Origin of the sequence: Bradyrhizobium sp. RDI18 (assembly GCF_043203335.1) — a bacterium.
GTDB classification, from domain to species: domain Bacteria; phylum Pseudomonadota; class Alphaproteobacteria; order Rhizobiales; family Xanthobacteraceae; genus Bradyrhizobium; species Bradyrhizobium retamae.
In genome coordinates this window covers 44,028-56,374 of record NZ_JBICRN010000009.1, presented here as the reverse complement: position 1 = coordinate 56,374, position 12,347 = coordinate 44,028, and the positions used below count along the sequence as shown (strand labels likewise).

The 12,347-nt window shown below is 62.0% G+C and carries 13 protein-coding genes and 4 pseudogenes; 13 read left to right on the top strand and 4 right to left on the bottom strand.

Translation table 11 applies throughout. From position 1 onward, the window contains the following. The first annotated feature begins 125 nt into the window (after positions 1-125). The 4 genes and pseudogenes from ACFXS9_RS43340 (at position 126) to ACFXS9_RS43325 (ending at position 3,468) form a co-directional block, all read left to right on the top strand. A pseudogene (locus ACFXS9_RS43340) lies at positions 126-562 on the top strand (EVE domain-containing protein). Between the two features lie 259 nt (positions 563-821). Then, positions 822-1,232: a 50S ribosomal protein L11 methyltransferase gene (locus tag ACFXS9_RS43335; RefSeq protein WP_392700465.1), complete on the top strand. Its 411-nt coding sequence runs from the start codon at positions 822-824 to the stop codon at positions 1,230-1,232. A 149-nt stretch (positions 1,233-1,381) separates the two neighbouring features. Further along, entirely contained in the window at positions 1,382-3,091 is a 1,710-nt protein-coding gene (gene acs, locus ACFXS9_RS43330) for an acetate--CoA ligase (RefSeq protein ID WP_392700463.1), read from the top strand. After that, positions 3,007-3,468, top strand: a complete 462-nt coding sequence (locus ACFXS9_RS43325) for a hypothetical protein (protein ID WP_392700461.1) — start codon at positions 3,007-3,009, stop codon at positions 3,466-3,468. Before acs ends, ACFXS9_RS43325 begins: the two co-directional genes overlap by 85 nt. Here ACFXS9_RS43325 and ACFXS9_RS43320 read toward each other — a convergent pair. Together ACFXS9_RS43320 and ACFXS9_RS43315 are read right to left on the bottom strand one after the other, a co-directional pair. Next, entirely contained in the window at positions 3,429-3,791 is a 363-nt protein-coding gene (locus ACFXS9_RS43320; RefSeq protein WP_392700458.1) for a hypothetical protein, read from the bottom strand. The genes ACFXS9_RS43325 and ACFXS9_RS43320 overlap by 40 nt on opposite strands. Before the next feature lie 152 nt (positions 3,792-3,943). Further along, positions 3,944-4,153 carry a DUF1674 domain-containing protein gene (locus ACFXS9_RS43315; protein ID WP_392700456.1) on the bottom strand — a complete coding sequence of 70 codons (210 nt, stop codon included), beginning with the start codon at positions 4,151-4,153 and terminating at the stop codon, positions 3,944-3,946. Between the two features lie 135 nt (positions 4,154-4,288). On the opposite strand from ACFXS9_RS43315, the pseudogene htpX reads away from it, so the two are divergent. From htpX to purH, 9 genes and pseudogenes are all read left to right on the top strand, one after another. Next, positions 4,289-5,151 (top strand): annotated as a pseudogene (gene htpX / locus ACFXS9_RS43310) (zinc metalloprotease HtpX); the annotation flags it as partial. A gap of 104 nt (positions 5,152-5,255) precedes the next feature. Then, a complete protein-coding gene (locus ACFXS9_RS43305) occupies positions 5,256-5,906 on the top strand; it encodes a transcription antitermination factor NusB (protein ID WP_392700454.1) in 651 nt (216 codons plus the stop codon). Positions 5,907-5,928: 22 nt separating this feature from the next. Further along, entirely contained in the window at positions 5,929-6,198 is a 270-nt protein-coding gene (locus ACFXS9_RS43300) for a hypothetical protein (RefSeq protein ID WP_392700452.1), read from the top strand. Then, positions 6,105-6,416, top strand: a pseudogene (locus ACFXS9_RS43295) (MFS transporter); the annotation flags it as partial. The gene ACFXS9_RS43300 and the pseudogene ACFXS9_RS43295, both read left to right, overlap by 94 nt. A gap of 65 nt (positions 6,417-6,481) precedes the next feature. After that, entirely contained in the window at positions 6,482-6,679 is a 198-nt protein-coding gene (locus ACFXS9_RS43290; protein ID WP_392700488.1) for a hypothetical protein, read from the top strand. A gap of 598 nt (positions 6,680-7,277) precedes the next feature. Beyond that, positions 7,278-7,853 (top strand): heparinase II/III family protein, encoded by a 576-nt coding sequence (locus tag ACFXS9_RS43285; RefSeq protein WP_392700451.1) that lies wholly within the window; start codon positions 7,278-7,280, stop codon positions 7,851-7,853. A gap of 109 nt (positions 7,854-7,962) precedes the next feature. Then, positions 7,963-8,142, top strand: a pseudogene (locus ACFXS9_RS43280) (heparinase); the annotation flags it as partial. Between the two features lie 91 nt (positions 8,143-8,233). Next, positions 8,234-8,494 carry a heparinase II/III family protein gene (locus ACFXS9_RS43275; protein ID WP_392700484.1) on the top strand — a complete coding sequence of 87 codons (261 nt, stop codon included), beginning with the start codon at positions 8,234-8,236 and terminating at the stop codon, positions 8,492-8,494. A 106-nt stretch (positions 8,495-8,600) separates the two neighbouring features. Beyond that, the gene (gene purH / locus ACFXS9_RS43270) at positions 8,601-10,184 is read left to right on the top strand and encodes a bifunctional phosphoribosylaminoimidazolecarboxamide formyltransferase/IMP cyclohydrolase (RefSeq protein ID WP_392700449.1); all 1,584 of its coding nucleotides are present in this window, start codon (positions 8,601-8,603) and stop codon (positions 10,182-10,184) included. Between the two features lie 12 nt (positions 10,185-10,196). On the opposite strand, the gene ACFXS9_RS43265 is transcribed toward purH, so the two are convergent. Next, positions 10,197-11,648 (bottom strand): MFS transporter, encoded by a 1,452-nt coding sequence (locus ACFXS9_RS43265; RefSeq protein ID WP_392700448.1) that lies wholly within the window; start codon positions 11,646-11,648, stop codon positions 10,197-10,199. 46 nt (positions 11,649-11,694) lie between these two features. Then, positions 11,695-12,315 (bottom strand): TPM domain-containing protein, encoded by a 621-nt coding sequence (locus tag ACFXS9_RS43260; protein WP_392700447.1) that lies wholly within the window; start codon positions 12,313-12,315, stop codon positions 11,695-11,697. Positions 12,316-12,347: the final 32 nt, after the last annotated feature.

Sequence of the window (12,347 nt, the reverse complement as noted above, 5' to 3'; positions counted from 1 at the left end):
GCGAATTGATTTTCAAGTAGTGTCGCGTCTGAACCTCCGCACTTCGGTGCGGAGGTTCTGTTTTTCAGCCCTTGGTCGATCTCGTTCCACGCTAGGCACGCTTATCTCGTGGAACGCGCTATCTCATGCAAACCTGGCTATTCAAATCCGAGCCCGACGTTTTTCCTGGAGCGACTTAATCGCTGCGTGGGACTAAAGGCGAAGCCTGGGACGGCGTCCGCAATTATCAGGCCCGCAACAATATGCGCGCTATGAAGATTGGCGATCTCCGGGTTCTTCTACCATTCCAATGAAGGTAAGGAGATCGTCGGCATCGTGCGCGTCATCGCTTCCGCACATCCCGAAGCAAAGGACGAAACTGGCAAATGGGAATGCGTCGACGTCGCAGCTGTGGTGCCGGTTCCCTCGCCCGTAGGCCTTGACGCGGTCAAGGCCAATCAGCTGTCCGGTATGGTTCTCGTTAACAATTCCCGGCTGGCGGTTCAGCCGGTCGCCGCCGACGAATGGAAAAGAAATCTGCAAGATGGGCGGCGTCGACTTGAAGAACCTTAAGGGCTCATGACCGGCGGCAAACTCGATCTCACCGATCCGCGCGACGCCGGGCGTTTCATCCTTGAAAATACCAGACCGATCGCCCCGCCTCTGGTCCCCCGAAATCACACTGCGGCTCGCGGAAGAATCTTTGCCGATTTGGCAGAAGACCGAGGACGAACTGGGCGAATTGAACGTTCCGCCGCCCTATTGGGCGTTCGCGTGGGCCGGCCGACAGGCCGTCAGCCGGTACCTTCTCGACAATCAGGACGTCTGCCGCGGTTTTGCCCGTGCTCGATCTCGGTAGCGGGTCAGGCATCTCGGCGATCGCTGCCGCCAAAGCCGGGGCATCCCACGTCGTGGCAGCAGACATCGACCTGCTCGCGCTCGCGGCATGCGCCGTCAATGCGGCCGCCAATGCGGTGACGCTTTATACCACCGATCGCGACATGCTGTCGGCGGCGCCACCAGAAAAAGCATCATCATTGTCGGCGATCTTTTCTACGAGCGAGAACTGGCCAGCCGCGTGCTGCGCTTCATCGACGATGCCAAGAACGAGGGATGCTCCGTCTACCATCGGGGACCCTCGCCGCAGTTACTTTCCGGAAGGAAAGTTTACGCCGCTTGCCGAATACCAGGTACCGGTAACCCGCGAGCTTGAAGACTTCGAAATCAAACGGACCACCGTCTGGCGGGCTTAAGAAAATCATGTCGCGGTGCGAGATTGATTTCGATCATTTTGGTTGCGAACCCCCTTCCCCCACCATCGAGCATGTTGTGGAGCGGGGCTCGTCGCCGCATAATGGCAGTAAATGGCCGCAACTCAGATGGCCAAACGGAGGTGCGCTCTATGTCGGATAAAGTTTATGCCGTCCCCCAGGCGTGGGCGGAGCGGGCGTACGTCAATGAACAGTCTTATGACGCAATGTATCAGCGGTCGGTCAGCGACCCCGAGGGCTTCTGGTCGGAAGCCGGTAAGCGGTTACACTGGATCACACCCTATACGCGCGCCAAGAACACGAGCTTCGCGCCGGGCAACGTTGACATCCGCTGGTTCGAAGACGGGACGCTGAACGTCTCGGCGAACTGCATCGACCGTCACGTTGAATCGCGCGGCGATAAGGTTGCCATCATCTGGGAAGGCGACAACCCAAACGAGAGCGAGCAAATCACCTACCGCCAGCTCCACGAGCGGGTTCAGCGTTTCGCCAACGTTCTAAAGAAGCTCGGCGTCAAGAAAGGCGACCGCGTCACCATCTACCTGCCGATGATCCCTGAAGCAGCCTATGCCATGCTCGCCTGCACGCGGATCGGCGCCATCCATTCGATCGTGTTCGGCGGCTTCTCGCCCGACAGCCTTCAGAACCGGGTTGAAGACGCCAGATCGAAGCTCATCATCACGGCCGACGAAGGCCTCCGCGGTGGCAAGGCCGTTCCGCTCAAAAAAATTGCGACGCGGCGCTGGCGAAATGCAAGGGTGACGAGAAGTTCTCGTTGTCCGCCGCACCGGCAATCCGTGCCTTGGACGCCGGGCCGCGATTTCTGGCTGCACGAAGAGCTCATCACCGTCCCAGCGGAGTGCGAGCCGGAGGAAATGCGCGCCGAGGATCCGCTGTTCGTGCTTTACACATCGGGCTCGACGGGTAAGCCGAAGGGCGTCGTCCACACGACGGGCGGCTATCTCGTCTACGCTTCGATGACACATCAATATGTGTTCGATTGCCGCGACGACGATGTTTACTGGTGCACCGCCGACGTCGGCTGGGTCACCGGCCATAGCTACATCGTCTACGGCCCGCTCGCGAACGGCGCCACGACGCTGATGTTTGAAGGCATCCCGACCTACCCATCGGCTTCGCGCTTCTGGGACGTTGTCGACAAGTGGAAGGTCTCGATCTTCTACACCGCGCCAACCGCCATCCGTTCGCTGATGGGCGCGGGCAATGATCTTGTAAACAAATCGAACCGTGCATCGCTGCGTCTGCTGGGTTCGGTCGGCGAGCCGATCAACCCCGAAGCTTGGGAATGGTATCATAACGTCGTCGGCGAGGGCCGCTGCCCGATCGTCGATACGTGGTGGCAAACGGAAACCGGCGGCATTTTGATTGCACCGCTTCCCGGCGCCACGCCGCTAAAACCTGGCTCTGCTACGAAGCCGTTCTTTGGCGTGAAACCGGCGCTTGTCGATGACAAAGGCAAGATCCTCGAAGGCGACACGCAAGGAAACCTCGTCATCCTCGATAGCTGGCCGGGCCAGTCGCGCACCGTCTACGGCGATCACGATCGCTTCGTGCAGACCTACTTCTCGGCTTATCCCGGCATATACTTCACGGGCGACGGCTGTCGCCGCGACGCCGACGGCTATTGGATTACCGGCCGCGTCGACGACGTCATCAACGTGTCGGGCCATCGCATGGGCACGGCGGAAGTCGAAAGCGCACTCGTTTCGCATCAAAGGTCGCGGAGGCGGCTGTCGTGGGCTACCCGCACGACCTCAAGGGCCAGGGCATCTACTGCTATGTCACGCTCAACACGGGCGAAAATGGCGATGACGCTTTGAAAAAGGATCTGGTCGCTCACGTTCGCCGGGAAATCGGCCCGATCGCATCGCCCGATCTCATCCAGTTCTCACCTGGTCTGCCGAAGACGCGCTCGGGCAAGATCATGCGGCGTATCCTCCGCAAGATCGCCGAAGACGATTACAGTAGCCTGGGACACATCGACCCTCGCCGATCCGGCCGTGGTCGACGACCTCATCACAAACCGTCAGAACCGGCGCATGATCTGACCGCGAACGTTAACTCTGTCGTCCTGGGCGTCGGCGCTTTCCGGCGCCCAGGATGTTGTCGCGTTCGCCGGCACCTCGATTTCACTGACGCCGAACAACCGGCTGACGGTCATCGCGACCGTCCTTTCGCGCCCACGGTAACTGTATGAGCTTCACGGTCGATCCGGATGGTGGGCGGATCGATTGTCCCAACATGACGAGCGAACGTCACGTCCTTGTCGAAATGAGACAACGCTGTTGTCTCGATCTGGACATCCCCTGGCGTGCCATCGCGCACCGCTCCGGCGCCTGCCTCGGACGCAGCCCGGACCGCCGCTTCGACACCTTCCCGCATGTTCGCAACCCGCGCATAGTCAAGCGCAGCGCCTGCTGCCAAGACCAGGGCGACGATCATCGATACGAAGATGACAATTGCTGAATATTGTTCACCGTGGTCGAACGGTAGAACGGCCGCGGTTCGTCGCTTGAGCATCTGTCCCTCCTTGAAACACCCCTTCCCGATTACGAGTGCGGCCATGCAACTCGGATGCCGGAATAAAAAAGGCGTTCCGTGGGCGGACAGTTCGATCAACACGTAATTAAAAACGCATCGCCCGGAACGGAGGTCGGGACAGGGAATGACGCTCAGAAATCGGACGTAATGCCGCCCTTCTCCCAATCGCCGAAACGCGTCGGTTCCGGCCCCTCGCGACCGCCGACTTCGGCAGGACGTGCCTGCGCAGCATCACGCCCCTTTCGACGCGCCTCAGCCTCGGCGAGCGCCCGCTGCGCCTCCGGCGTCAGGACACGCGGAAGAGGCTCGTTATCGGTCACAGTGTCGTCTTTGGCGGTCATCGCACGTCGGGACTCCAGGGGGCAATCGCTACCTTTTTCGGCGCGTCACCTTTATGAATGGTTGGGACACCATATACGCGGCTGCAAGGTTGTAGACCAGTTGACGGACCAAGTGTCGCGAGTAACCCCATGCCCATGAACTACCTCAAGACTGCAATGCTGCTTGCATTGCTGACCGGCATCTTCCTTGTGCTCGGTGCGCTTGTTGGCGGCAAAACCGGCCTCGTGTTCGCGTTTTTCATCGCGCTTGCGACGAACGCGTTCAGCCTTTGGAAGTCCGACAGCGTCGTCTTGCACATGTTCAACGCGCGGAAGTGACCGGCGCCACTGCGCCCGAACTCGTCGGCATCGTCCGCGATTTGGCGCACCGTGCCGAACTGCCGATGCCCCGCGTCTACATCATGAACAATCCGCAGCCGAACGCCTTTGCAACCGGCCGCAGCCCATCCCACGCCGCTGTCTGCGCCTCGACTGGCCTGCTGGAATCTCTCGACCGGCGAGAATTGTCCGGCGTCATCGCGCACGAACTCTCGCACATCAAAAATCGCGACACGTTGACGATGGCCGTTGCAGCGACCATCGGCGGCGCTGTTTCGATGTTTGCGCAATACATGCAGTTCGGCATGATTTTCGGAGGCAATCGCGATGGCGACCGCGGCGGCCTCGGCATGATCGGCACGCTTGCGGCGATCATCATCGCACCGATGGCCGCAGGTCTCGTGCAGATGGCGATCAGCCGTTCGCGCGAATATCAGGCCGACCGCATGGGCGCGATGATCTGCGGTAATCCGCTTTGGCTTGCATCTGCGCTTCGTCAGATTGATGGCGCCGCCCGCCGCATTCCGAACGAAGAAGCGGAAGCGATACCGGCCGCTGCGCATATGTTCATCATCAATCCGTTGAACGGCCACGGCGTCGATAACCTGTTCTCCACCCATCCGAACGTCGAAAACCGCATCGCGGCGCTTGAAGCGCTGGCGCGCGAGATGGGTGTCAGGAGCTGAAATTCCGGCATGACGAGCGCGCCGGGTTCCGCGCCAAGTGGCGGCGCGACAGGAGAAGTCTGGATCGGCGGCAAAAACTATACTAAGCCTCCGAGCCCTTGGGGCTAACGTGCAAGATCATACAAAATCAAAAATTCCGCGCCGCGACCGCCTCGTGCGCGCGCCGGCGGCCGTCGTCGCCCCGAGGCGGCGCATCCCGTCCCCGACCGGCGCAAAGCCCGGACGGGCTGAAAACGCGCGACGTCGCCGTCTCCGCGCTCTACACTGTGCTTGTCGAGCGGCGCCCGTTTGACGACGCCTTTGCGAGAGCCGCCGCAGCGCGCGATCTCCCGGGCCGCGACCGCGCTTTCGCGCGTCTCATCGCCACCACGGCGCTCCGGCATCGCGGATCGCTGCAAGCCGTCCTCAGCACCTATCTCGCCAAGCCGCTGCCCGAACGCATGGGCCGCCTCGACGAGATTTTGCTCGCAGCCGTGGCGCAGCTTCTGCTGCTGCAGACGCCGCCGCACGCCGCAATCTCGCTCGCCGTCGATCAATGCCGTGCGGACAGCTCCGCCAAGCGCTTCGCCAGCCTCGCCAACGCCGTTCTGCGCCGCGTCAGCGAAAGCGGCCACGGCCGCCTGGCCGACCTCGATAATATCGCGCTGACCTTTCCCGATTGGCTGCTGACGCGTTGGAGCGACGCATACGGCGCGGCCGCCGCCCGCCAGATCGCCCGCGCGTCCTCGCTGAGCCCGCCCTCGACCTGACGGTCAAATCCGATCCCGAGCGGTGGGCAAAGAGATTGGTGCCGTTGTCCTGCCGACCGGCTCGATCCGTTGCGCGCAGGCCGGACGTATCGAAGAGCTGCCCGGCTATCTCGACGGCGCCTGGTGGGTGCAGGACGCTGCCGCCGCGCTCCCCGTCAAGCTGATGGGCGACGTCGCCGGATTGTCGGTGCTCGATCTTTGCGCCGCGCCCGGAGGAAGACGGCCCAGCTTGCGACCACCGGAGCCGACGTCACCGCCGTCGATAAATCCGCGGGCCGTCTCGGCCGCTTGAGCGAAAACCTTGCGCGCCTCGGGCTAGTCGCGACCACCGCCGTTTCCGACGCCTTGACCTTCAGCGCCGACCGGCAATTCGACGCCGTCCTTCTCGATGCCCCCTGCACGGCGACCGGCACGATCCGTCGTCATCCCGATATTCTCTATCTGAAGCGGCCCGAGGATGTCGGTGCGCTGGCGGCCCTCCAGAAACGGCTCCTCGACCACGCGGCTAGCCTTGTGAAACCCGGCGGCATGCTCGTCTACTGCACCTGCTCGCTCGAACCGGAAGAAGGCGGGAAATGCAGGTCGAAGCCTTCCTCGAGAGCCACCCCGATTTCGTGCGTCGCCCGATTACCCTCGACACCGACACGATCCCGATGTCGTGGCGCACGCCCGCCGGCGACCTGCGGACGCTGCCGACGCAATTTGCCGATTTACCGGAAGGACTTCAGGGCCTTGACGGATTTTTCGCGGCATCTCTGGTGAAGACCTGTTGAGCGCTAGTGCGTGTGACGCCTGTCCGCCTTGTTTTGACTGAGGTCGGGGGCTAGTCCATTCTGAGGTGGTACGACCATCTCTGGACGGGGAGCCAGACTTTGAGTCTCAATGTTTCGGAACGGCTGAAAATCCGCTCGCTCTCGGTCGAGCGATTGCGCCGTCGTGCCGTGACGTTGACGCTCTCATCCCCATTCCTGCGGTGGCGATACGCCGGCAACGGCGCCGATCAGATCCTGATCGTCCCCCAGGAACTGCGCGCTGCCGATCCAAGCTTCTGGACCGAAGTTTCACACGGCTACTTTGGACTAGCCGCTGAGATTGCGGATCTCAAAGGCGCGTCCGTCTTTCGCATCACGCCGCCCAGCGTCGCTTGGGAACGTGAACTGCATGGCTTCGGTTGGCTTCGTCACCTCGCCGCAACCGAAGAGGACGAAGCCGCAGCCGCCGCACGTGGGCTTGTGCTCGAATGGATCGCCCTCAAGCGCATTTCTCACGGCATCGCCTACGAGCCCGAGGTCGTCGCCCGCCGCCTGATCTCCTGGATCTCGCAGGCAAACATGCTGCTCGAAGACCTCGACGCGCGCCTACACCCAGATCATGTCCAGCATCGGCCAGCAGATCGGCGCGCTGCGGACGACGTGGCGCAATGCACCCGACGGCGTACCGCGCATCGTCTGCCTGATCGCACTCGTGCTGACAGGTCTCGCCATCTCCGGCCACGACAAACAGTTGAAGGATGCCGAGGCCGCGCTCATCGTTGAGTTGAAGCGGCAAATCCTCGAAGACGGCGGCCACATCAGTCGCAGCGCCAGCGTGCTCGAAGATGTCGTTCTTGATCTGCTGCCGCTCGGTCAGTGCTTCGGCTCGCGGGCCCTCGTCGCGCCGGACGAGATCAACGCAGCGGTGAGAAAATCGCTGCGTTTCTTGCGTTTTATGCGTCTTGGAGATGGCATGCTGGCCCGCTTCAACGGCGTCAGCACGGGTTCACCGGCCGCCCTCGCTACCGTGCTGGGCTACGCCAGCGGCGGCGATTTTGATATCATGCCGGTGGCTCGCGCCTCCGGCTACGCCCGCCTCGAACGCGGCACCACGATCGTTATGACTGATGTCGGCTCGCCGCCACCGCTCGAACTTTCAACGGAAGCGCAGGCGGGCGCGCTATCTTTGAAATGACGTCGCGCCAGTACCTGATCTTTGCCAACGGCGGTTTCCCGGTCCGGCAGATCACGACTGGGATTCGGTCGCCCGCGCCACCGCCAGCCACAACACGCTCTGCCTCACTGAGACATCATCCTCGCGCCTGATCCGCCACGAACAATTGGAATCGATGGTCGCCGGCCTGCCGATCCGCGGCCCCGACACCGTTTCATTCGAATTCCACGACAGCCCGTCACAGGCAGAAATCACCGCAACGCACGACGGCTATCTGAAACGCTTCGGCTTGATCCACGGCCGACGCTTGGCGCTTGCGCCCAAAGGCGACAAACTCGAAGGCGTCGATACGCTCGAGCCGCCCAAGGGAACGCTGCGACTGAAGCAGGACCTCCTACGCAATCCATTTTCATCTGCATCCGGATTGCCGCTGTCAGTCCGTGGGCCACGGTCAATGCCGCCTCACCCTTCCCGACGGCGAGGTCTGGATTTTCGCCGCCGACGAGACGGCACAGATGTCGATCGAGGAAAGCCTTTACTTTGTCGACAGCGCCGGACCGCGTCCAAGCCTGCAAATCATGCTGCGCGGCACGACATTCGGCGAGACGTCTGTTCACTGGTCCGTGCGAGCCGAAGCGGCTGAGTCCGCCCCGAATTCGTAAATAACCAAATCCTCTTGCGCGTCACAATCGCGCGCTCGTCCTGACGCGGGATGGCCACGCCCGGCGCGCCGTGATAACGGCCAAACCGAAAAAAGCTGGGGTGAACATGGCTGACCAACGCATACGCCGAGCACTTCTCTCGGTCTCCGACAAAACCGGGCTCATCGACTTCGCCGCCGCACTAAAAGCCCGTGGCATTGAACTCGTCTCGACTGGCGGCACCGCTGCTGCGCTGAAAGCCGCAGGCCTCGCGGTGATGGACGTTTCCGAACTGACCGGCTTCCCCGAAATGATGGACGGCCGTGTGAAAACGCTGCATCCGAAAGTCCACGGCGGGCTGCTCGCCATTCGCGGCAACGCCGTCCACGACAAGGCGGCAAGCGAGCACGGCATTCTGCCCATCGATCTGCTGGTCGTGAACCTCTACCCCTTCGAAGCAACCGTTGCTAAAGGCGCAACGTATGACGATTGCGTCGAAAACATCGACGTCGGCGGCCCGGCGATGATCCGCGGCGCTGCGAAAAACCACGACGGCGTCACGGTCGTCGTCGAGCCCTCGGATTACGAACGCGTGCTGAGCGAAATTGCAGCTAACGATGGCGCAACGACGCTCGCGACCCGCAAAGCGCTTGCCGCCAAGGCGTTCGCCCGCACCGCGGCTTACGATGCCGCAATCAGCAACTGGTTCGCCCGCGAGCTTGACAACAATGCTCCGGAATGGCGCGCCTTCGGTGGGCACCTCGGGCAAGCGCTACGCTATGGCGAAAACGCCCACCAGACGGCGGCACTTTACCTCTCTGCGGACACGCGCGTCGGCGTCGCGACGGCGAAACAGCTTCAGGGCAAGGAATTGTCCTATAACAACATCAACGATACCGACGCCGCTTTCGAGCTTGTCTCGGAATTCGATCCGAAGACACCCGCCGTTGCCATCATCAAGCACGCGAACCCATGCGGTGTCGCAGTGAATGCCTCTCTCGCCGAAGCCTATCGCCAAGCCCTAGCCTGCGATCCCGTCAGCGCCTTCGGCGGCATCATCGCGCTGAACAAAACGATCGACGCCGCCACCGCCGAGGAGATGACGAAGATCTTCACTGAGGTCGTCATTGCGCCCGACGCGACCGATGAAGCCAAAGCCGTCTTCGCCACAAAGAAAAACCTGCGCCTTCTTTTAACGGGCGGACTCGCCGATTCACGCGCGCCGGGCCTCAACTTTAAATCCGTGGCGGGCGGCTTTCTCGTCCAGTCGCGCGACGCCAGCAACGCCGACGATCTCGATCTGAAAGTCGTCACCAAGCGCGCGCCGAGCGAGCAAGAACTGAAAGACCTGCGCTTTGCGTTCAAGGTCGCAAAGCACGTCAAGTCGAACGCCATCGTCTACGCCAAGAACGAAGCAACCGTCGGCGTCGGCGCCGGGCAGATGAGCCGCGTGGAGTCATCGCGCATCGCGGCATGGAAAGCTGCCGAAGCCGCCAAAGCGCTCGGCCTCGACAAGTCGCTGACGATCGGTTCGGTCGTTGCCTCCGACGCCTTCTTCCCCTTTGCCGACGGCTTGATTACGGCGGCGGAAGCAGGCGTTACGGCGGTCATTCAGCCGGGCGGTTCGATGCGCGACGACGAGGTCATCAAAGCCGCTGACGAACGTGGCCTCGCGATGGTCTTCACCGGCGTCCGCCACTTCCGCCACTGAGGCAGCCACCCGTCATCGCGCCGGGCGCGTCCGCACGAACATCATCATCACGACGCCAATGGCGAGGAAGGCGAGAACGGCGGCCATGCCGATGCGCTGGCTGCCGGTCTCCTGCGTGATGAGCGCCACGCAGAACGGCGCCAGGAATGCCGTGACCTTGCCTGAGAAGGCGAACAGCCCGAAAAACTGCGTGATCTTGTCGGCGGGCGCGATGCGCGCCAGCAACGACCGGCTGGCGGCCTGAACCGGCGCCGACACGACGCCGACCAAAATCGCAAACGCTAAAAAAACCTGCTCGCCCGGCGCTGAAAACGGCTTTGACCCGACAATCTTTTCCGCCACCTCGGTCGTGAAGAAGATGTGCGTCTTGTCGACTGAAAGAATGCCGAGCGCGCCGACGATCAAAGCCAGAAGCGCCAGGATGATCACCGCTTTCGGGCCGATGGCGTCGTCAAGCCAGCCGCCGAACAGCGCACCGAACGCGCCGACGAGCGTCAGGATGATGCCGAACATGCCCAGTTCGAGCGGACCCCATCCGAACACCGATGCGCCGTAGATACCGCCGAACGCGAAGATCGCCGACAACCCGTCCGTGAACAGCATCCGCGCGACGAGAAAGATCAACAGGCTCGGCATCGACGGCAGCGACTTGATCGTCTCCCAAAGTTCCGCCGCCGCGGATCGCTCCGGATGTGCCGTCGATGCGCGGTGCCGGTCCGGCACGAACAGGAAGAACGGAATAATAAAGATCGCAAACCAGATCGCCGCAAACGGCCCGGTGATGCGATCGCTCTGATGCGTCGCGCCGTCGAGATGCAGAAGCGGCTCAAGCCCCAGCAGAGTTTTTGGCTCGCCCGGCATCGGCACCAATAGTCCCGCGACCACCGCCAAGCTGACGAGTCCGCCGAAATAGCCGACAGCCCATCCGGTGCCGGAAAGCCGCCCGAGTTCCTCCTTTGGCGCCAGGCCCGTCATGATGGCGTTTGAGAAGACGCTCATCAATTCTGCAGCGAGCGTCGCACCGACGAATCCAGCAAGCACGATAAGGATCGTCGTCATGTTGGCATCGGGAACGCCAAGCCACAGGCTCGAAAGGCTTGCGAGAAAGAGCAGCGACAACATCGCCATCCACGGCTTGCGCGATCCGCGTCCGTCGGCCGCCGCACCAAGTAGCGGACTGATAATCGCAATCAGAAGGCCCGCCACCGCAGCTGCATAGCCCCATAGCGCCTGCCCGCAGGCCGCTTTCTCACTTCCGGCAGCAAGTCCGCAAACCGGATTCTGCACAATGGCGTTGGCGAAGTAGGGTCCGAATAAGAAGGTCTGCACCAGCGTGTAGTGCGGTTGCACCGACCAATCGAACAACATCCAGGAAACGCGAGCGCGGAGCGGCGCGCGCTTGACGGCGCCGTCGGTCGCCATTGCGGCTTGCTCGGCGCCCTCGCCGATGTCCAAGGTCGACATGCCTTCCCCCTTTTCGTGTGACCGTCTCGTCGCGCCAGCGAGATAATCAGCTTCGCAAGACGATAAGATGATCGGGCAATTCGTTGGGATCGACAGCGCCCGGCGGAAAATGCTGCGCGAGCAGATCCCCGATCCGCGCAATCGCCCGCTCGAAACCGTCCGCCACCCGCCCGGCGCCGATATCGGCCGTGAAATCGTTGACGATCTTCTGCCAGACGCCTTTTTCAACGAGCGCGTCGATGCTGCTGTCGGCGATGATCTCGACGCGCTTTTCCGCAACGGAAACGAAAATCAGCACGCCCGTTCGGCCGGTTGTCGTGTGTAAATTCTGCGCGAGAAATTGCTCGCTGGCACGCCGCCGCGTGTTGGCATGAAGGATCGACTTCGGAACGAGCGATATTCGCACCTTGGGGTGCCAGGCGAGCGCCAACAGCCCGAGGAAGACCAACAGTTGAATAAGAAAGATCCACTGCACCTTCATCCACGTGAAGTGGATGAGCGGCCACGGAATGACCAGCGCCAGCAGCGCCGCCCACATGAACGGAATGTGCTGATACCGGCTGCTCTGATCGGCGACGACGGCCACGATCTCACCCGAGGTATTGCGCTCGGCCTTCGTGATCGCCGCCGAAATCCGCTCGGCGTCCTGGGCGCTGATGAAGCTCATCGTTGAATGCCGCCTGCTTGCGTTGATCTCGA

What these genes read in the sequence shown, in the direction of transcription:
- ACFXS9_RS43320 (WP_392700458.1), bottom strand. Translation starts at nt 3,791, where the DNA reads ATGCTCAAGCGACGAACCGCGGCCGTTCTACCGTTCGACCACGGTGAA.
- acs (WP_392700463.1), top strand. Translation starts at nt 1,382, where the DNA reads ATGTCGGATAAAGTTTATGCCGTCCCCCAGGCGTGGGCGGAGCGGGCG.
- ACFXS9_RS43260 (WP_392700447.1), bottom strand. Translation starts at nt 12,315, where the DNA reads ATGAGCTTCATCAGCGCCCAGGACGCCGAGCGGATTTCGGCGGCGATC.
- ACFXS9_RS43265 (WP_392700448.1), bottom strand. Translation starts at nt 11,648, where the DNA reads ATGTCGACCTTGGACATCGGCGAGGGCGCCGAGCAAGCCGCAATGGCG.
- ACFXS9_RS43285 (WP_392700451.1), top strand. Translation starts at nt 7,278, where the DNA reads ATGTCCAGCATCGGCCAGCAGATCGGCGCGCTGCGGACGACGTGGCGC.
- ACFXS9_RS43315 (WP_392700456.1), bottom strand. Translation starts at nt 4,153, where the DNA reads ATGACCGCCAAAGACGACACTGTGACCGATAACGAGCCTCTTCCGCGT.
- purH (WP_392700449.1), top strand. Translation starts at nt 8,601, where the DNA reads ATGGCTGACCAACGCATACGCCGAGCACTTCTCTCGGTCTCCGACAAA.
- ACFXS9_RS43290 (WP_392700488.1), top strand. Translation starts at nt 6,482, where the DNA reads ATGCAGGTCGAAGCCTTCCTCGAGAGCCACCCCGATTTCGTGCGTCGC.